The sequence below is a fragment of the Erythrobacter sp. HI0063 genome (assembly GCF_001635685.1).
In the GTDB taxonomy this organism is placed as follows: Bacteria; Pseudomonadota; Alphaproteobacteria; order Sphingomonadales; family Sphingomonadaceae; genus Qipengyuania.
In genome coordinates, this window is record NZ_LWFF01000149.1 from 1 (window position 1) to 18,474 (window position 18,474).

At 62.0% G+C, this 18,474-nt stretch carries 19 protein-coding genes; 3 read left to right on the forward strand and 16 right to left on the reverse strand.

What is annotated here, in order from left to right; genetic code table 11:
• The 3 genes from A3736_RS05700 to A3736_RS17855 all read right to left on the reverse strand — a co-directional run.
• The coding region (locus A3736_RS05700) for an autoinducer binding domain-containing protein (RefSeq protein ID WP_197465504.1) at positions 1 to 486 on the reverse strand (486 nt) is incomplete at its 3' end.
• 184 nt (positions 487 to 670) lie between these two features.
• On the reverse strand, positions 671 to 1,072 hold the full coding sequence (locus A3736_RS17850; RefSeq protein ID WP_050775923.1) for a DUF2285 domain-containing protein: 402 nt from the start codon (positions 1,070 to 1,072) through the stop codon (positions 671 to 673).
• Positions 1,073 to 1,262: 190 nt separating this feature from the next.
• Positions 1,263 to 1,454, reverse strand: a complete 192-nt coding sequence (locus tag A3736_RS17855; protein ID WP_029140658.1) for a transcriptional regulator domain-containing protein — start codon at positions 1,452 to 1,454, stop codon at positions 1,263 to 1,265.
• Between the two features lie 246 nt (positions 1,455 to 1,700).
• On the opposite strand from A3736_RS17855, the gene A3736_RS05715 reads away from it, so the two are divergent.
• From A3736_RS05715 to A3736_RS05725, 3 genes are all read left to right on the forward strand, one after another.
• A complete protein-coding gene (locus A3736_RS05715; RefSeq protein ID WP_156501996.1) occupies positions 1,701 to 2,444 on the forward strand; it encodes an RNA polymerase sigma factor in 744 nt (247 codons plus the stop codon).
• 120 nt (positions 2,445 to 2,564) lie between these two features.
• Positions 2,565 to 4,919, forward strand: coding sequence for a TonB-dependent siderophore receptor (locus A3736_RS05720; RefSeq protein ID WP_082851336.1), 2,355 nt, complete (start codon positions 2,565 to 2,567; stop codon positions 4,917 to 4,919).
• On the forward strand, positions 4,919 to 7,066 hold the full coding sequence (locus A3736_RS05725) for an Atxe2 family lasso peptide isopeptidase (RefSeq protein WP_054523105.1): 2,148 nt from the start codon (positions 4,919 to 4,921) through the stop codon (positions 7,064 to 7,066). The genes A3736_RS05720 and A3736_RS05725 overlap by 1 nt, the downstream gene beginning before the upstream one ends.
• Here A3736_RS05725 and A3736_RS05730 read toward each other — a convergent pair.
• The 13 genes from A3736_RS05730 to A3736_RS05785 all read right to left on the reverse strand — a co-directional run bounded on the left by A3736_RS05730 (position 7,052) and on the right by A3736_RS05785 (position 18,471).
• Positions 7,052 to 8,725 carry an asparagine synthetase B family protein gene (locus A3736_RS05730; RefSeq protein ID WP_197273853.1) on the reverse strand — a complete coding sequence of 558 codons (1,674 nt, stop codon included), beginning with the start codon at positions 8,723 to 8,725 and terminating at the stop codon, positions 7,052 to 7,054. The two genes, A3736_RS05725 and A3736_RS05730, sit on opposite strands and share 15 nt — an antisense overlap.
• Before the next feature lie 50 nt (positions 8,726 to 8,775).
• On the reverse strand, positions 8,776 to 9,390 hold the full coding sequence (locus tag A3736_RS05735; RefSeq protein ID WP_010240191.1) for a lasso peptide biosynthesis B2 protein: 615 nt from the start codon (positions 9,388 to 9,390) through the stop codon (positions 8,776 to 8,778).
• Positions 9,391 to 9,452: 62 nt separating this feature from the next.
• Positions 9,453 to 9,590, reverse strand: coding sequence for a benenodin family lasso peptide (locus tag A3736_RS16995; RefSeq protein WP_010240188.1), 138 nt, complete (start codon positions 9,588 to 9,590; stop codon positions 9,453 to 9,455).
• Positions 9,591 to 9,919: 329 nt separating this feature from the next.
• Positions 9,920 to 10,156 (reverse strand): DUF2274 domain-containing protein, encoded by a 237-nt coding sequence (locus tag A3736_RS05740; RefSeq protein WP_010240186.1) that lies wholly within the window; start codon positions 10,154 to 10,156, stop codon positions 9,920 to 9,922.
• Positions 10,153 to 11,331: a TrbI/VirB10 family protein gene (locus A3736_RS05745; RefSeq protein WP_010240184.1), complete on the reverse strand. Its 1,179-nt coding sequence runs from the start codon at positions 11,329 to 11,331 to the stop codon at positions 10,153 to 10,155. The genes A3736_RS05740 and A3736_RS05745 overlap by 4 nt, the downstream gene beginning before the upstream one ends.
• Complete coding sequence (gene trbG / locus A3736_RS05750; protein ID WP_029140648.1) at positions 11,328 to 12,329, reverse strand: P-type conjugative transfer protein TrbG; 1,002 nt, start codon at positions 12,327 to 12,329, stop codon at positions 11,328 to 11,330. The genes A3736_RS05745 and trbG overlap by 4 nt, the downstream gene beginning before the upstream one ends.
• Entirely contained in the window at positions 12,329 to 13,009 is a 681-nt protein-coding gene (gene trbF, locus A3736_RS05755) for a conjugal transfer protein TrbF (protein ID WP_010240179.1), read from the reverse strand. The genes trbG and trbF overlap by 1 nt, the downstream gene beginning before the upstream one ends.
• Positions 13,010 to 13,015: 6 nt before the next feature.
• On the reverse strand, positions 13,016 to 14,329 hold the full coding sequence (trbL, locus tag A3736_RS05760; protein WP_010240177.1) for a P-type conjugative transfer protein TrbL: 1,314 nt from the start codon (positions 14,327 to 14,329) through the stop codon (positions 13,016 to 13,018).
• A 1-nt stretch (position 14,330) separates the two neighbouring features.
• Entirely contained in the window at positions 14,331 to 14,657 is a 327-nt protein-coding gene (gene trbK-alt, locus A3736_RS05765) for a putative entry exclusion protein TrbK-alt (protein ID WP_050775919.1), read from the reverse strand.
• Positions 14,658 to 14,663: 6 nt separating this feature from the next.
• Positions 14,664 to 15,410, reverse strand: coding sequence for a P-type conjugative transfer protein TrbJ (gene trbJ / locus A3736_RS05770; protein WP_369814780.1), 747 nt, complete (start codon positions 15,408 to 15,410; stop codon positions 14,664 to 14,666).
• A complete protein-coding gene (trbE, locus tag A3736_RS05775) occupies positions 15,407 to 17,869 on the reverse strand; it encodes a conjugal transfer protein TrbE (RefSeq protein WP_060703633.1) in 2,463 nt (820 codons plus the stop codon). Before trbE ends, trbJ begins: the two co-directional genes overlap by 4 nt.
• Positions 17,870 to 17,872: 3 nt before the next feature.
• Positions 17,873 to 18,148 carry a VirB3 family type IV secretion system protein gene (locus tag A3736_RS05780; protein ID WP_010240658.1) on the reverse strand — a complete coding sequence of 92 codons (276 nt, stop codon included), beginning with the start codon at positions 18,146 to 18,148 and terminating at the stop codon, positions 17,873 to 17,875.
• Positions 18,148 to 18,471, reverse strand: coding sequence for a TrbC/VirB2 family protein (locus tag A3736_RS05785; protein ID WP_369815429.1), 324 nt, complete (start codon positions 18,469 to 18,471; stop codon positions 18,148 to 18,150). The genes A3736_RS05780 and A3736_RS05785 overlap by 1 nt, the downstream gene beginning before the upstream one ends.
• Positions 18,472 to 18,474: the final 3 nt, after the last annotated feature.

Here is an 18,474-nt window from a genome sequence, read left to right on the forward strand (position 1 = left end):
ACAGCTCAAAGCCAGCGTCCCGATCATTTCCGCGACGGCGAAGCGCCGTCGGGGCAGTTCTCGCTCGGGTCGAACAGCAAAGGTGCAGGTGCCGCGCCCTATCCCGGGCAAATGCCGCGGAACAGTATAACCATTGCCAATTCCGCATTCCCGGCCGACATTGAGCATTTGACGGTCGCCGCGCGTGAGAGGGACGAGTTCGTCAATCCAGTCCCAGGCGAAACCGATGATGGTCTTGTCACAGGCTCTTCGCACCGGATCCTGCCCTGCGAGGTCGAAGGCAATATAGACTTTCGCCCATTCGTCGGGATAGTCGTGCAATAGCAGGCCCGGTGCCTCGCACGATGTCGAACGCATCTCCAGGCTAAGCGCGAAGTGGTCGAAGCCAAGGCGCCGGGAAACCTGTTTAAGCGCACCGTCGAGTTCAGTGTCCGAACGGACATTGATAAGTTCAGTTGCGAATTCCTCCGCGAGATATGCGTACATAGACCTGCCGTTCGATCGGCAGCACGCAATCCAACACGCCGCCACCTGACCGCCTGCTCGGTGCCGGATCAGACGGTTCCATTCCACCTGTTCCAGCAGTTGCAGTTGCGACCCTCAAGGTCCGGTTCCAATCCGGGCGCGCCGCAAATTTCAGCAGCATGCCCCACGAAAAACCATAGTGCATTCAGTGCGTTTGAAAAGAGCGGAGCCGGCTTTGGCGAAGCAAGCCGAGATAGCCGTGCGACGCCATTCGCCGCGCCTCAACCACGAGACGCTGGGTCTGGCGGCGTTGCGATGACGATTTCCAGTCAATGGCGCGCTGCGCGGACAATCCCCGATAAACAATGGTTCCAGCGATATCTTTTAGCATAACACCCTCAGGCGCCCGGGATAAAGCATCAAGTATGGCGAGCAGCAAGTGGAAGCGGTGGGACTGATAGGCAGTGGGCTGCAACTGGTTTCGCACGCTGGGAGCAGCGGAACCATCTACACAGCAGTGAAACGCATCGAGCGCCGCCAGCCTGATCGGAAACGACTGGTCCCGAGGGATCAGATAATTGTCTCCACCCAACCGGGCGGAGGCCATAACGAGCAGCCGATGGCGAGCGCCACCACCGGCGAGGACCAGATGATCTCCCGCATTGCTGGTTCGCTTGGAGATCAGGTCGCACGTTGCGCGCGCCGCCTTGACTGCGCGCCCACCGCCAAGAATTACCACATGAGCGTTTTCCTCGGCTTGCCAGATCGCCGGATGGCTGCGAGCTGAAAGGTCGGGATCAATCGGGAAATTCAAGGCCCCATGAACGCGCCATTCGGCGGCAAGCTGGGGATTGCGGGTCGAAACCGCTTTCGCTGGCGATCCGTGCGTATTGTTGCCGGTACGCGGCATTGCGGCGCAGGAATTCCTGCGCGAAATCCGAATAGTCGAATGCGCCTGTCCGGTCGTTGCTGTCAAATGGTCGATCCATGGAGCACCTCCTTTCTCGCCGATTTCGCTAGAGGCGCCAGCACCGCGCCGACATTCCATGACCTAGGGGGCCGCCTCCCCAATATTGGGCATATTTGATCAGGCGCTCGCCGAGACCGTTGCTTTCTTAGGGAAGGCGACGACCGCCGCCACAAGCGGGTCCAAAACGGCTCTACTTACCTCTTGCAAGCCATTCCTATGTTGGGCAGATTGACAGCGCGCGGATTGATATTCTGGCACCATCCGCGTGGATCTTTCCGCCGGACATCATGCACGCCGGTCCATCGCAGGCCCGGCGGCCGGACCGATCAAGGGGCACAAACTAGGCCCCGGACGGCGGCACAGACCTGGAACCCGCACGCAGTTCGCCACGGCGAACTCAGGTTGCGGTCGCCTCCAAGTTCGAAGCATGACTCAAATTGCCGCCGAAATTCGGCACCAATCTCCCCAGTGCGTGGGTCCCGCATATTGCGCTGCAAAGGTAAGCCGAACGGTCGGTCGCCGCCGCACACTCGATGCCCTCTACCGCGAGGAACGGGCTGGACTGATCGCCTATCTTGCGCGCCGCGTGGGCTCCGAACGCGCCCGCGACCTGGCACAGGACGTGTTCCTGCGTGCGGCGACCAGCAAGCAGCTGACGGAACTCGTCAATCCGGCGGGCTTTCTGAGGCGGATTGCATTCAACTTGATGGTGGACGAGGCGCGGCGGCAAAAGTGCCGGGTCAGGACCCAGCCACTTCTGGAGAACGCAGACGCGCCAAGCCGTGCTGCGCAAGAAGATGCCGTGCATGTCCGTGAAACCCGGCAAGCGCTGGAAATCGCGCTCGCAGAGCTCCCCGAAAAGTGCGCGCGTATCTTCGCGATGAACCGCTTCGAGAAGAAATCCTACCGAGAGATACATATCGAACTCGGCATCGCACTGCCGACGGTCGACTATCACATGATGAAAGCTCTTGCGCATTTGCGTCAAGCGCTGGGTCACAGTTGGTGACTGCAGGCATCCGGCCAAAAGGGACCACTCAAAATTTAATTTCAATTGAAACTAAGGTGCTCGCAAAAGTGAGCGTCATCTTCTGTAGCGGCCGGTCCGCGCCAAAACAGGGAGATATCAATGTCGTCGACAATTCGCACACTTTCCGTCCTTCTAACCGGGGCAGCATTTGCAGGTGCCGCTCCTCCTCTTTTCGCCCAAGACAGTCCAGGCGAACAGGCACAAGATGACGCTGCCGAGGTTGGCGATACAGCTTTGGACGAAGAGAGTTCCGCGATCGTTGTCACGGGAACGCGTATCCGAGGCGCACGGGTCGTAGGTGAAGTCATCGAGCTTGATCGCGAGACGATCGTCGAGACGGGCCAGGTGGACCTCGGCGAAGCGATCCGCAACCTACCCCAGAATTTCTCGGGCGGTCAGAACCCTGGGGTTGGTTCGGGCGGCGGCATCGGCAATGAAAATGTAAATTCAGCATCGTCTCCCAATCTGCGCGGGCTTGGGCCCGATGCGACGCTGACATTGCTCAACGGTCATCGCCTTCCATACAACTCGGCGTCCCAGGGCGTCGACATCTCCGCCATTCCGCTCGCCATTGTCGACCGGCTCGAGGTCGTCCCCGATGGAGCTTCAGCGCTCTATGGCTCGGACGCGGTTGGCGGCGTTGTGAACGTCATCCTGCGCCGCGACTTTGAGGGCGTGACAACCTCGGCCCAGATTGGAGCGAGCACCGATGGAGGCAACTTTCGCCAACAGGCCGACATAGTCGCAGGCACAATCTGGAACAGTGGCGGCTTCGTCTTCGCCTACGACTTCGCGAACAATTCCGGGATTGAGGCGAGGGAGCGCGCCTATGCAGGATCACTGCTACCGGAAACCTTGCTTTATCCCTCAAACCGGCGCCACGCCGTAACATTTTCGGCGCACCAGAGCTTGTCAGAAGGCGTGGAGGCCAATCTCGACGCGCTCTATTCGTATCGCGAATCAACCACCATTGATGGCACGCCGGCCCAGCGCATTCGGCGTGAGCCCGACCTCGAGACCTTTTCCGTAGCGCCGTCGCTGCAGTTTGACCTTGGGCCGAGTTGGAAGGCCAATCTCGCGGGTGTCTTCGGGCGCGATCGAACCCGCTTCCAGACCAGTTTCATTCCAGAGACAGGTCCGGCGCGCGTCTCTACGGGAAGCTACCTGCATCAGATCACCTCGCTGGGAATGGGTGCGGAAGGCCCGGTTATCACTCTTCCCGGCGGCGAGACGCGCTTGGCTGTCGGCATCGGATTTCGTAACAATCGACTCGAGTACTCTCTGGAAAGCGCGATCCTCAATGCGCAATTCGATGCAACGCAGCGGGCTCGCTTCGCCTATGCGGAACTGTATGTTCCATTCGTGTCGGGTCGGAACGCCGTCGATGGAATCGAGCAGCTAACGCTATCCGCTGCAGTTCGCTACGAAGACTATCCCGGACTCGACCAGCTCGCCACCCCGCGCCTTGGGATTACCTATTCGCCAAGTGGTGATCTGATGTTCAGAGCGAGTTGGGCACGCTCGTTCAAGGCTCCCACGCTTTTCCAGCAAAACATCTTTTCTCAGGCCATTCTGGTGCCTGCTGCGGTGTTCGGAGCGGGCACCGGCTCCGACACAGTCTTTCTGAGCGGGGGCGGCAATCCCAACCTCCGTCCCGAGCGCGCCCGAAGCTGGACGGCGGGATTCGAGTTCCAGCCTGCGGCAGTCCGAGGATTGACCGCCTCCGCGACGTGGTATGATATCCGCTATGACAACCGCGTCGTTGCGCCGATCGCTGGATCGATCGCAGCTGCTATCAACAATCCGGGCTATGCCAGCCTCATCGATTTTTCACCTGATCCGGCCGATTTGGCCGAACTCATCGCGGGTGCCCAGTTCGGATTGGAGAACTTTACAGGCCGCCCGTTCGATCCTGCAGATGTTGTCGTTCTGTTCGATAACAGGAACATCAATGTCGCGGCGTGGAGCGTAGAAGGGCTGGATGCCAGGATTGCCTGGAACCGCGATCTCGGGAATGACCGCTCGATAGGATTGGATCTCAACGGCAGCTGGTTGCGCAGCAGGCAAACCATCACATCCGAACTACCTGAAGTCCAGCTTGCCGGTACGACTTTCAACCCGCCCCGCTACCGCGCGCGTGGAGCAGCAAGATATCGGGCAGGCCGCCTTACCGCCAATGCGGCAGTCAGTTATATCGGTGCGCTCGTCGACAGACGGCTTGCAACCGTGCAGCGGCTGTCACCAAGCGCAACTGTCGATCTTGGCATGCACTATGCGGTCATTCGCGGCGACGACCGTGATCCCGGCCTCGAGTTCTCGTTGACCATTCAAAACCTGTTTAACGATAAGCCGGACGTGATCGGCCAAACCGGTCCCAACACAACACCCTACGATTCAACCAATTATTCTCCGATCGGGCGCTTCATCGCGTTTGGCGTAAGGAGGCATTGGTAATGACTGCGCTCCTTACCCTAGCGCTCAGCCTGACGATCGTGCCGACAGCTGAAGATCCGCCATCGGCCGAAGATCCGTGTGATGCACTGCCCATCGCCCAGGAAACGGCAAATGCGGAATTAGGTGAGTGGACAGTGGACGGACAAGTCCGGATTGCGGATATTGGCGCACCGGTCGGAACTCCCAATCGAAGTGTATTTGGCATCTCGCCTGACGACAGCCAAATTGCCTTCACCGTCCGTCGCGCAATTCCCGAGACGAATAGCTATTGCCAAAGACTGCTGGTCGCGCCGTTGAACGGCGAAGGTTCTCCAATCGAGGTGGCGCGCGGCGGGGAATTCATTCGCGACGATTTCCGGCTTCGCGACTTCACCGCGATACTGGCCGGTTGGCCTAGGACAAGCGCGCCGCGATGGTCGCCGGATGGCATGCGAATTGCGTATCTGAGGAGAGAAGCCGGTTCGACACAGGTTTGGTTGGCCAGCCCAACCGGGCAAACGGGTGCGGTCCGAGCAACCAATCTGGCCGACGATGTCGACGATTTCGCCTGGGCTCAGGACGGAATGGGTCTCATTGTCAGCACAAGGCCTGCAATTCGCCTCGCCGCCGCGGCAATCGCCAGCGAAGGCAGACGCGGCTTTCTCTTCGACGCGCGGTTTGCGCCGCAGGCAGCCGACCGACCGATACCGACCGGCCATGCCGATCCGATCTATACATGGGTTTCGCTTCGGGACGGGTCATCGCGACCTGCAACCGAAATGGAGCAGGTGCTTATTGCCCCGCCGCGACCGGCAGCGATACCGGACAACGCACGAAATGTTCGATCAGGAGAGGGCGGATTTTCGGCCTGGCTCGAAGCAGAGTTCCCCGAGCGTCTCCTCAGCCCGACGCGGCTGGTTCTGGCCGCTCCGGACGGCAGCCGAAAAGTCTGCCCTGTCACGCAATGCGACGGCATCCGAGAACTGTTCTGGTCGGCCTCGGAGCGCGCCCTTTTCCTCGTCCAGCGTACTGGATGGGCCGACAGCCAGACGGCATTGTTGCGCTGGGATCCCCGCGATGCTGCGCCTCGCCAAGTCCTGATTTCCGATGATGTGTTCATCGGGTGCGCCCCTCATGCCAACGAACTTATTTGCGGGCGTGAGGGCAGCACACAGCCTCGCCGATTAGTGGCGCTCGACATGCGAACGGGATCAGAACGACTGATCCACGATCCAAACCCGCAGCTTGAGAACATGGAGTATGGCTCCGTCCAGCGTTTCCGCTTCCGCCTGGCAAGCGGTGTCGAGAGTTTCGCCGACCTTGTCCTGCCGCCCACTCATCGACCTGGCGAACTGCATCCCCTGATCGTGGTGCAGTACCGGAGCCGGGGCTTCCTTCGCGGAGGAACCGGGGACGAGGTTCCGATCCAGCCTCTCGCCGCACGCGGATTCGCGGTCCTCAGTTTCGACCGGCCTGATTTCCCGCCAGAGGCGTATCTGGCAACAACCGATGCAGAAATACGGACATTGAGCGAAGATGACTGGGCGGACCGGCGCCAGGTGCAGGAAGCACTAGAGCTCGCTGTACGACGCGCCGTCGAGACTGGTGCGGTCGATCCAACGCGCATGGGGATCAGCGGATTCAGTGATGGCGGATCGACCGTCCAGTGGGCGCTGATCAACTCGGACCTTTTCCAGGTCGCTTCGATGGGATCGTGCTGCGAGGATCTCTACTCCTTCGCTCTCGCTGCAGGGCCACGGTTTACCGAGTATTTGCGGGACATGGGTTATCGCTATTTCGAGCCCGGTGCCGAAACATTCTGGGAGCCCATGTCGCTCATACTCAATGTGGACCGGATCGATGTTCCAATTTTGATCCAGGCAGGGGACAGCGAGTACGAAGGCAGCCTCGATGTCGTTGAAACCTTCTCGCATAACAATAAGGCTATCGAACTCTACGTGTTCCCCGATGAGTCTCATGTCAAATGGCAATCGTCGCATCGCCTGGCGATGTACGAGCGCGTCGTCGAATGGTTCGAGTTCTGGCTTATGGGCAGGCTGAACTGCAATCCTTCAAGAGAAGCACAGTACGCCCGCTGGAGCGCCATGGAGGGTGCCCCGCCCACACGCGACCTTCGCTGCCATGCTGAACCATTAGCGGGTCCATGAGCGAGCCCAATTCTCGGCTTCGAGCAGGTCAAGTATGCGACCGAACATGCTGTTGTCGTCTCGTTCATCAGTGCGCAGCGCGGCTTCCACGGCATGGCGGTCGATTACCCCGTTCGCGGCGAGCAACCCATCCAGCAAGCGCTCGGCGATCGAATTTCGGTTCAGGGCGAAAATTTGCCTTACGAAGCTGTCGGGTCCGGCCTTCGATGTTCTGGCCAGCACGGCAGGCGGCAATTCCTGTGCGAATGCCGCCCGGGCCAAAGCGCGGTTCCTGCCGCCGTGTGCCCATATCCAAGTCGGAACACCGAGACAAAACTCCATGAGCGGCTGACTCATTAGTGGCGAAAATCGAGGCGGGCCGGCGGCCAGTCCATGAATGTGGTTCTGTGCCCGCATGATCAGGACCATATGGTCGCGTTTTCCCGAACCTGAGATCCCTAGAGGACTCAGCCAGGGCACGAGTGGCTCGCTGTACGCAGCGTCAGTTCCGCAGGTAAGCAGACTCGCATCGACCGGCCAGCTTTCCCTCGTTCCCTTACCAAGCCGTCTGCGAAGAACTGCGGCGACCATGGTGGGGACCGAGCATCCGGTGATATGGCACATGTCAATCAGGGAGCGCAGCACGCCTGTCCCCAGACCCTCCGCTGCCAGCCGGTCGGCTACCGGCGCAGAGGAATGGAGGAAACAGAACAGATTGTCGCCTCCGTTGCCATCGTAGATGACCGAGGCGCCGAGGTCCGCCATCGCATCGACAAGCAAGGCGTCAAGAATGTGCTGGAATGAACGTCGGGCCGGTCGCGGCAACCCCCGGGAGGAAGACCTCGAAGGATCGTAAAACGCCGGGTCGTATATCCGTTCGACACACCGAACCCCGAACCATTCCGCCACGCGATTGGCGTATATGCGCTCGTCGCCGGACGGATCCGGAGTGGCGAGAGTAACGCAATCGAAGCGTTCGCCCGAATGGGCCAGAGCAGCGCAAATGAATGACGAATCGACGCCGCCCGATGCCGCTACGCTTGCTCTTCCAAACATGCCGCTCCAGCTTTGCAGCACTGCGGCGCCGAGCTCCTTCAGTTGCGCGGCGTAATCCGTGAATGCCGGGATCGGCATTCGTGGGAGAAAGTCGGTTGCATGCCATATCCTACGGATCTGCAAACCCTGGCGCGCGAGTAAATGCAGCGATCCAGGCGCGAGTTCGTCAATTCCCTCAAGACACGTTTTCCGGTGGCGTTGTTCAGGCCGTAGCAGATGCGCGTGCAGCGCCGGGTACGAAACCGGCGTCTCCAATCCTCCCGCTTCCGCAATCAGGAGCGGGTCACTGGTCAGTATGACGTGCTCGGATGTGGAGAGAAGGTAAACGGGCAAGAGTCCGGAAGGATCGACCAGCACACCCATTGGCCCATTGCTCCAATCGCCTAGGATGGCGACATATCCACCCCAGACGTTGGCGACGAGATGCTTGGCGGCCTCCTCGGCTTCGGCCGGGGCCAACCCGAGTTCCTCGGCGGCGCGCACGCGGCGATATGTCGTTCGGGAAAAAGCGATCCCGATCAGGCAGCACTGTCGGTTCAGGAAATGGCAGGGCGTTTCGCTGTCACACCACAAGGCCGCGACATCGGAACAAACCTGACCCGGGGTTGCAACGATTGACGGCAAGATTTGGCCGTTCGCGCCATGAGGAACCGCAAGAACAAAACGTAGCGGTCTCATACGACAAGAATTGGTTCATAGCGGAGCACTTCTTCGACACTGTCGTTCAAGACCGTGTCTCGGTGCTGCGTCCAGCAGTGTGCTGCAAAAGGGGGTGTATGGACGCCGATGACGATCCGCGCCCGGTCGCCATATGCGGCAAGACAAGTCGCGAGAGCGATGGAGCGCGAAAGACACCGGTCCGCAGCGGTGCGCAACAATCGTGCATCCTCAAAAGCCCCGATACACCTGCGTCCCTTCTCACTGATCTCGAATTGGCTTTCCGACCTGGATTCGACAACGCTCCGTAATTGGGAAAGGACCAGCGCCAAAGAGTGTTTCGCGAGCCGCGCTTCAACGCGGCGTTGCATCCAAAGCGCTCTCGCGACTGCGGGCAGACTAAAGGTGTGCTCGGCGATTGCCGGGCTCGATTGTTCTGGGACGGTCCAGTCCGCAGGCCGGGCGAGGCTGCTCGGTTGGTGCCATTGCTTCTCGGGATACCGGCCAAGTTTTTCGAGACATCTGCGATTTTCGTCATCCGACAACCGAAAGTAGCGATCGTTGGAAACATCGAGAAATAGGAGCTGGCCATCCAAAATGCGCCACGCCAGTCCTTCGCGGTGGAGATCCATCGATTGGGAGCCCGAATCGGCGGGTCGCGCGGCAGGATTGCGCCGCACGGCCCGCCGAGGACTTATTCGTCGAGCAGGCCCGGGCTGTTGGCCAATTGCCCGCCGCTGGCGTCGATGTAGAAACCGACGGCGCCCTTGGTCTCAACCGAGGCCTTGCCGAGGTCGATAACCTCATTCTGGTTATGGTCGAACTCCTTCATGATTCACTCCTGTGGTTGGTATCGCGACTCGGACGTCGCAAGTGGAGAGTGAGCGCGGAGCGGAATTCAGACCAACTTATAATGGAATTATAAATACAGTGTGGTCGAAGATGCGACCGGGTGATGGAAACACCCGTTGGCGAGTGTATCGACACTTTTAGCTTTTCGCCTGGACATGCGTGTCGCCACCCGGTCGCTAGGAACATGCGTTCGCTACTTCACGATAAGGCCAATCATGCACGCGGAAACAGCGCAATTCTACCTACGTGTGCATTTCGCAAGTAAGAATGGCTTGGAAGAACCAGAAAAAGTTCCGATATTGTAGGTGCTTATTGTTTGGATAGTGCGCGCGATCCTCTGCGTGCCTTGGCAAAATCCCGGTCACTTGCAACAAAGCGCTCGATCATCGGCGGAATAAGCAGCTCAGGCACAGGCGCACCCTCTGATACCCCGCCATTGAGCACGGTCCCATATTCGATCAGCCGGCGATGGAGCCGGGCAGGGATTTCGATCGTTAACTTTACAGGCTTGCCATCGGTGATGTCGGAGAGTTTGAGCCGGGTCATGCTCCACCCTCCAGCACGATATCGCGCGTCACCAGCACCCGCACGGGAAAGCCGGGGCGGATCGTCAGCGTCGGGCGGATATCGAGCTCGCGTGCAATCACCTGCTCGCCAGCGCGATTGATGCTGTCCTGACTGCCGCGGCGAACAGCGCGCAGCAGATCATCATCTCCACCTGCGCCGAGTTCGCCACCAATCCCGAGCAAAGTGGAAACGAGCGCCGCCTTGACGACACCGCCCCAATGGTAATCGACGCCGTCTTCCAGTCCGGCATAGCCCGAGGGATCGGCGACTGGCTGGCGATCGAGCACAATCGAGCGACCATCAGGCAGGATGAGCCTGTTCCAGGCCAGCAGCGCCCGGCGTTGCCCGAACCCGACATCGGATTCGTACTCACCGATCAGGCGCGCACCCTGCGGGATCAGAAGATGCCGTCCGGTCAGGCTGTCATAGATATTCTCGGTAACCTGCGCGGTCACGAGGCCGGGCTGGTCTGAGCGGATGCCGGTGATCAGCGCTGCCGGAATGATCGACCCGGCCTGAAGCAGCGCGCCAGATGGCACCGCCTCAAGCCGCTGCACGGACGCTGTCCGCGTCTCGGCAGGCTGTTGGAGAAAACTTGCCCGCGCGGTCGAGACGGAGGGCTGAAATGGTACTGCCGGTTGTGGCCCAGCCCCCGAAGCTGCCGGACCAGAACTGGCAGCTTGTGTCCCGCCGCCGAAAAACAGGCGGCTGCCGCGCGCCGCCTCGCGTTCCTGTTCTAGGCGTTCGCGCTCTATTTCTTCAGGGCTCGGCGCCGCCCGCTGGGGCGGGACCGGAGGCGGGGCGCCGACAGGGGGCAGCGCGGCAATAGCACCGCGATCCTGCGCCTCGAGGATCGGTTGACCGAGATCGCCCGGCAGCGGTGGCCCTAACCTCGGAACCTGGGAATAGTCCGCCGGGGCTGCGGCAAGCCCGTCTGCCACAGCGATCCCGTCGGTGTTCACCAGCTCTTCGCCGCTGTCCTGTGAGGGCGGCTGCAGGCCGTAGAGCAATATACCGCCAAGGACGGTCAGACCCGCGGCGCTGGCAATGCCGATAGCCTTGCGCGACAGCCTGACCACGCGCGGCCCTTCCCCGCGCAATTGAACGATACTTTCGGCATCGGGTGGCGGCTCGGTCTTGCTTTCCTCGTTCACGACCGCCCCCTCTTGCGGTTTTCAATCTTCACGCGGACCTGTCTGCGACCGGCACCGAGGCGCAGTTCGGCCTTGTGGAAGAGGCGGTCGACGATGAGATAGCGCCCGGAGACCCGGTAATTGACCAGCTCGGCTGCGCCACCGGCGCCAACCACGAAAAATGGCGGCATTTCGCCCCGGGCGATATCGGGTGGAAACTCGACCAGGGTCCGCTGTCCGTCGTCGAAGACCCGTAGCGGGCGCCAGTCAGGCTTGTCACCCGAGATGCGGTAATCGAAATTGAGCGCCTCAAGCGTGAACCCGTCGGCGACTGGTGTGGCTCGCGCCGCTCGCTCTTCTTCAAGGCGCAGCGCGATCAGTTCGTCTGCCGGATAGGACCAGCTGACCGAGGCCATATAGATGTCCGGATTGGCGCGCAGTTCGATATGATAGGTGCGGCGGTCGGTATTGATGACCAGATTGGTGGCGATGTCGGGCCGCGTCGGTTTGATAAGGATATGCACCCGCTGCGTCGCTCCCGAGCCGCTCAGCGTGTCGCCGATCATCCAGCGCACGGTATCACCTGCAGCGACCGGCCCGGGGCCGACCAGCGTTTCGCCCTCCTGCAAGGCGATGTCGGTCACCTGCCCGGGTTTGGCGTAGACCTGGAACAACGCACCTTCGCGATAGGCATAGCGCTGGATGGCATTGTCAAATCCGGCATTGTCCGGTTCGATCCTGGCGGCCTCGTTCGCCGCTCCCACATGGCTCTGAGGATCAGGGGCGGGGTCAGAGGCAGGGGAGCGGCGCGCGGCAGTGGGGGAGGCCTGCCGCGAGGGGGTGTTGGCATATGCAATGGCCTGAACAAGGCGGGATGCATCGGCGAGGTCGAAGGCGGTGATCGCCCGCGATGCGGCCCGGGCCTGCGGCGCAGGCGTCGCTGACGCGGGCGATCCGGCAAGGAGTAGAACGCCGGCTGCGAGCAGCGCCGGACGGGAGAATTGAAGTAAGTGCGTCATCAGCCAAGCTCCTTTGACCAGTTGATCGAGGTGACGAAGATCCCGAGCGGATTGCTGGTGAGCGCGTCGGGCGTTCTGGGAGGCTGGACGGCAACGCCGAGGATAGCGGTCCAGCGAGTGGTTTCGGCGAGCGCGCCGTCGCGGTAGCGCCGCTCGACCCAGGCCACGCGGAAGCTGCGCGGCGAGGCTCGGATCACGCTGGTGACATCGACCGCAACCTGTTCGCGGCCGATTGCCGCGAACGGGTCGTTGGCCCGCGCATAATCGTTGAGCGCCAAGGCGCCCTTGTCGCTGGCGAACTGGTAGGCTCTGAGCCAGTTCTCGCGCACCACAATCGGATCGTCGGGGATAGCGCGGACATGCTCGATAAACCGGGCGAGGTGAAAGGCGATCTGCGGATCGGTCGGCTCGTAATCCGCAGCGGCAGGAGCGACGGTGCGGGCCTCGCCGAGCCTATCGACCTCGACCACCCAGGGCACGATGGTGCCGCGCGCATTCTGCCACACGAGCCCGCCCGTCAGCGCTGCCGACAGGCCGAGGGCGCCGAAAAAGGCGTAGCGCCAGCTCTTTGCCTGGACGCGCGCGGAACCGATGCGTTCGTCCCAGACCTGCGCCGCGCGCTGGTAGGGCGTCTCTGCTTGAGGCGTTTTTGCGTAGCGGATCGAAGGCCGTTTGAACATTGAAAGCTAATCCTTCTCTTTGGTGTCGATGGAAGCGCCTGCACCGTGGCCATCACCGGAGCGCACGGTGTGCGCGGCAAGCGAGGCCGAGTGCCCCAGGCTCTGCCTGTGCTTCATGGACCGCGCCCAGGCCGGCGGGCCGTTCGTCTGTTCCGGATCCGGTGACGAAGCACCGTGAGCGGGCACGATGCGGCCACCCATGTTCCCGACCGACGCACGCGCCCCGTCGCGGAAATTGCTCCTGGCGCTGTCTGCCGCTTTGCGTAGCGGCGACATGGCGGCACCTCCTGCTGCGCGGCCAACACCCGCCATTCCGCTTGCAACCGCGGCGCCGCCGCTCTTGCCCGCCGAACCGGTGGCATAGGCCATGGTCGCACCTCCGGCAGCGCGCGAGGTGCCTCGCGCGACGGAAGAGGCAGCACTGGCGACCGCGCCGCCCGCAAGTTTGGCACCGGCCACGCCGCCAACCGCAGCACCGCCTGCAAGAAGCGCGGTGCCTGCGGCAGCGCCTGCACCGAGCTGCGGACCGCCCGCGACAATGCCATTGGCGATCCCCGGCCCGAAAATGCCCAGACCAAGCAGGGTGAGGCTGGCGAGCACGATGGCCAGCGCATCCTCGATGGTCGGCTCGCCGGGGATGGCGCCGGTGAATTCGGCGAAGAGCGTCGAACCGATGCCGATGATGACGGCGAGAACGAGAACCTTGATCCCCGAGGAGACCACATTGCCGAGCACACGTTCGGCAAGGAAGGCGGTCTTGCCGAACAGTCCAAAGGGAATGAGCACGAAACCCGCCAAGGTCGTCAGTTTGAACTCGATCAGGGTGACGAACAGCTGGATGGAGAGAATGAAGAAGGCGATGATGACAATCGCCCAGGCGACGAGCAGGATGATGATCTGCAGAAAATTCTCGAAGAAGCCGACATAGCCCATCAGATCGGCAATCGATTCGAGCAGCGGCCAGGCGGCATCGATGCCTACTTGCGCCACCCGTCCCGGCTGCAACAGATCGCTCGCGCCAAGCCCCGAGCCGCTCGCCTTCAGGCCTAGCCCGGCAAAGCTGTTGAACACGATATTGGCGAGCGCGCTCCAGTTGCCGATGATGTAGGCAAAGATTCCGACGAAAAGCGTCTTCTTGACGAGCCGGGCGATGATGTCGTCGTTCGCGCCCCAGCTCCAGAACAGGGCGGCGAGCGTGACATCGATCACGATCAGCGTGGTCGCGATAAAGGCGACCTCGCCAGAAAGCAGCCCGAAGCCGCTGTCGATATATTGCGAGAAGATCGCGAGGAAGCGATCGACAACACCGGTGCCGCCCATGTCAGTTCTCTCCTCTCGCTTCGCGGGAAAAGGACTCAGGCAGCGCCCTGTCGCCGATCCCGGAATAAGCCTCGGGGTGATCGACGCCGAAGAAGCGGCGGCGTTTTTCGGCCCAGGCCGCGCGGCAATCGGGCGAGGACAGCGCCAGTTCGCCCATTTGAGCGCAAGCCCTCAGCTGTGCTGGCAGCGGATCACCGTCGGGCACCCATATGCGCCGGTCAGCTTGCCGCACCGGCGCGGGCTCCTCGCGCAGCTGGACGATCGTCGTCGCGATGGCGAGACCGACGAACACAACGGCACCGATGCGCGCGAGGAGCTTGGTGTCCATCGCGGATCAGTCCGATCCGCCGGGCAGATAGCGCGGACGAATAGCGAGAAACCGCCTCAACTGCTCGCGCGCCTGTGCCTTGGCCGCCGCGCGTTCGGCGGCATCGAGCGCCTGCGCCCGGCCAGTAGCGGCGATCGTGGCGGTCAGGTCGGCCAGCTGGCGGGCCTGCAATGCCAGCAGCTGGTTGCCAGCCTGTGCTGCCTGCAAGGCGCCCGTGGCGGACTGGCTTGCGGAAACGAGGCTGCCGAGCGCTTCGCGCGAACCTTCGATATTGGCAACCGTGCCCGCCTGGACCTTGAGGGCATCTTCGAAAGCCACCACGCTGTTTTGCCAGCGCGCCTCGGCGCCTTCGACCATCGCCCGCTGCGAGGCACCGAGCGGTACGTTCTTGTAATGCTGGTCGAAAGCGCCCTCGATGGTGCGGACATCGTAGGCGATGCGCTGGGCTTCATTCAGCAGTTGCTGGGTCTGCCGGATCTGGTCCTGCAGGGGCTGCACGATCGTCAGCGGCAGGCTCTGAAGGTTCTTCGCCTCGTTGATGAGCGACGTCGCCTGGTTCTGCAGCATGCGGATCTGGTTGTTGATCTGCTCGAGCGTGCGCGCGGCAGTCAGCACGTTCTGCGCGTAATTGGACGGATCGTAAACGATCCCGCCGAACTGGGCGTGTGCAGGCGTTGATACCAAGGCGCTCGTACTCGCCAAGGCGAGCGCGGTGCCCATGGCCAGGCTGCGGATGATTTTTCGAGAGGTCACTTCAGGTCTCCTTCTGATGGGTTTGGGGGGTCGGAAGAGTGCGCATCGCTGCCGAGCAATTCGGCGGCCCAGTGGAGGCCGCGATACCTGAGCCAGTGGACGGCAAAGCCGCTCCGACCATGCTCTTCGATGATGCGGGACATGGCGAGCTGGTCGCTCTTGGAAGAAGCGGCGGCAAAGGCGAGCGCCACTTCGCCAAGGCCCAGTTCGAACAGGCGATTACCGCGAGAGGACTGACAGTAATAATCGCGCTTGGCCGTTGCCCGGCTGAGGATTTCAATCTGGCGGTCGTTCAGCCCGAAGCGGCGATAGATACTCAAAATCTGGGGTTCGACCGCCCGGTCATTGGGCAGGAAGATTCGCGTCGGGCAGCTTTCGATAATCGCGGGCGCGATCGCCGAGGTCTCGATATCTGCAAGGCTTTGAGTGGCGAAAACGACGCTCGCATTCTTTTTGCGCAGGGTCTTGAGCCATTCGCGCAATTGCGCGGCGAAGGCCGGACTGTCGAGCACCAGCCAGCCTTCATCGATGATGATGAGCGTCGGCGAGCCGTCGAGGCGGCCTTCGATACTGTGAAACAGATAGGACAGCACGGCAGGCGCAGCCGCCGATCCGGTCAGCCCTTCGGTCTCGAACGCCTGGAAACTCGCTTCGCCCAGCCGTTCGCTCTCGGCATCGAGGAGCCGTCCGAACGGCCCGCCGACGCAGTAGGGGGCAAGCGCCTGCTTCAATGCCTGCGATTGCAAAAGGACAGCAAGCCCGGTGAGCGTGCGCTCAGCGACCGGCGCGCTCGCCAGCGAGCTCAGCGCCGACCACAGATGATCCTTGGTTTCCGGATCGAGTGCGACGCCCTCCGCAGCGAGGATCGCCTGAAGCCATTCCGAGGCCCAGTTGCGCTGTGCCGGCTCATGGATCCGCGCCAACGGTTGCAGCAGGACTGGCTCGTCGCTGTCCTCGGAAAGACTCGATCCCAGATCCTGCCAATCGCCGCCGCACACGAGCGCGGCCGCACGGATCGAGCCACCGAAATCGAAAGCGAAAATCTGCGACCCGGCATAGCGGCGAAACTGCAACGCCATCATTGCCAGCAAGACCGATTTGCCCGCCCCGGTCGGACCGACGACGAGGCTGTGTCCGACGTCACCGACATGAAGCGAAAACCGGAACGGGGTCGAGCCTTCGGTCTTGGCGTAAAACAACGGCGGCGCGTTGAAATGCGCATCGTGTTCCAGTCCGGCCCAGACAGCCGAAAGCGGCATCATATGCGCAAGGTTCAGCGTCGAGATCGGGGGCTGGCGAACATTGCCGTAGACATGGCCGGGCAGCGATCCGAGCCAGGCCTCGATCGCATTCATGCCTTCGGTCACGCAGGTAAAATCGCGGCCCTGGATGACCTTTTCGACCAGCCGCAGCTTCTCGGCGGCAAGCGCCGGTTCCTCGTCCCACACCGTAACGGTCGCGGTGACCAGCGCGAGCCCGACATGGTCGGCGCCCAGCTCCTGCAGCGCGGCATCGGCATCCTCGGCCTTGTTGGCGGCATCGCTGTCGACCAGCACCGAAGCCTCGTTGGTCATCACTTCCTTGAGGATCGCGGCGACCGATTTGCGCTTGGCGAACCACTGGCGGCGAATTTTCGAAAGCAGCTTCGTCGCATCGGATTTGTCGAGCATGATTGCCCGCGTCGACCAGCGATAGGCAAAGCCTAGCGCATTGAGTTCATCGAGCAGGCCGGGGAATGTCGCGCTCGGAAAGCCGATCACGGTCAGTGTCCGCAGATGGGCCGCACCCAGGCGCGGTTCGAGACCGCCGGTCAGCGGCTCGTCGGCAAGCAGCGCATCGAGATGCATCGGGGTTTCGGGAACGCGTACATCGTGCAGTCGCGTCGAGATGCAGCTGTGAAGATAGCTCAGGGTCTCGCCATCATCGAGCCATTGGACCTCAGGAAAGAACCCTTCGAACAGGCGCAGCAGCCGGTCGGTCCGATCGGCGAAGCCCTCGAGAAGCTCGCGCGGATCCACGCCTTTCTCGGCCCTTCCTTCGTAGAGCCAGCTTTCAGCCCGCGCGGCATCCTCGGCTGGCGGCATCCATAGGAGGGTCAGAAAATAGCGGCTCTCGAAATGCGCGCCCTCTTCTGCGAACTGCGCGGCGCGCTCGCGTTCGACCAGTGCCGAAGCCGGATCGGGAAAGGCGCAGACGGGATAATCAAGTGCCGGACGGCGCACGGCCTCGACGAAGATCGACCAGCCCGACCCGAGCCGGCGCAGCGCGCTGTTCAATCGAGCGGTCGTGGCAACCAGTTCGGCAGGAGTCGAACTGTCGAGATCCGGCCCGCGAAAGCGGGCGGTGCGCTGGAAGCTGCCGTCCTTGTTGAGCACAACGCCGGGGGCGACGAGCGCCGCCCATGGCAGGAAATCCGCAAGCCGGTCGGCCTTGTTTCGATATTCGCGCAGGGACAGCATGGCTCAGACCTGCAGATGTGCGGGGAACCGCAGATGCCGCCGCGCGACATCGACGAATTGCGGATCGTGCCGGGCGGCCCAGACCGCGACCATGTGGCCGAGCGCGAAAAACGCGGCGCCTGCGATCCACAGCTGCAGACCCAGTCCGATTGCGCCCGCCAACGTCGCATTGGCGATAGCGAGCCCGCGCGGCGCACCGCCGAGCAGGATATGCTCGGTCAGCGCCCGGTGAACTGGAACAGCAAAGCCGTTCGGCAGAGGAGATTGACCGCTGTCCATCAGACCAGCGCTCCGCCGCCGAAGGAGAAGAACGAAAGGAAGAAGGAGGACGCGGCAAAGGCGATCGAAAGCCCGAAGACGATCTGGATCAGGCGCCTGAAGCCTCCCGATGTATCCCCGAAAGCGAGCGCCAGCCCGGTGGCGATGATGATGATCACCGCGACAATCTTGGCGACCGGGCCCTGGATTGGTTCGAGGATCGCCTGGAGCGGCGCTTCCCACGGCATCGACGAGCCGGCGGCCTGGGCGGGCGCCGCAAATGCCAGCGCAATGACGCTCCCAACGATCAAAGCGGACAGGCGCGGTCGCGCCCGCGAAAAGATATG

Bases quoted from the DNA above. Each gene is read 5' to 3' on its own strand.
- trbF (WP_010240179.1), bottom strand. From the start codon at position 13,009: ATGTTCAAACGGCCTTCGATCCGCTACGCAAAAACGCCTCAAGCAGAG.
- A3736_RS05720 (WP_082851336.1), top strand. From the start codon at position 2,565: ATGTCGTCGACAATTCGCACACTTTCCGTCCTTCTAACCGGGGCAGCA.
- A3736_RS16995 (WP_010240188.1), bottom strand. From the start codon at position 9,590: ATGAAGGAGTTCGACCATAACCAGAATGAGGTTATCGACCTCGGCAAG.
- A3736_RS05780 (WP_010240658.1), bottom strand. From the start codon at position 18,148: ATGGACAGCGGTCAATCTCCTCTGCCGAACGGCTTTGCTGTTCCAGTT.
- trbK-alt (WP_050775919.1), bottom strand. From the start codon at position 14,657: ATGGACACCAAGCTCCTCGCGCGCATCGGTGCCGTTGTGTTCGTCGGT.
- A3736_RS05735 (WP_010240191.1), bottom strand. From the start codon at position 9,390: ATGGATCTCCACCGCGAAGGACTGGCGTGGCGCATTTTGGATGGCCAG.
- trbL (WP_010240177.1), bottom strand. From the start codon at position 14,329: ATGGGCGGCACCGGTGTTGTCGATCGCTTCCTCGCGATCTTCTCGCAA.
- A3736_RS05725 (WP_054523105.1), top strand. From the start codon at position 4,919: ATGACTGCGCTCCTTACCCTAGCGCTCAGCCTGACGATCGTGCCGACA.
- A3736_RS17855 (WP_029140658.1), bottom strand. From the start codon at position 1,454: ATGGATCGACCATTTGACAGCAACGACCGGACAGGCGCATTCGACTAT.
- trbG (WP_029140648.1), bottom strand. From the start codon at position 12,329: ATGACGCACTTACTTCAATTCTCCCGTCCGGCGCTGCTCGCAGCCGGC.
- A3736_RS05740 (WP_010240186.1), bottom strand. From the start codon at position 10,156: ATGACCCGGCTCAAACTCTCCGACATCACCGATGGCAAGCCTGTAAAG.
- trbE (WP_060703633.1), bottom strand. From the start codon at position 17,869: ATGCTGTCCCTGCGCGAATATCGAAACAAGGCCGACCGGCTTGCGGAT.
- A3736_RS17850 (WP_050775923.1), bottom strand. From the start codon at position 1,072: ATGGCCTCCGCCCGGTTGGGTGGAGACAATTATCTGATCCCTCGGGAC.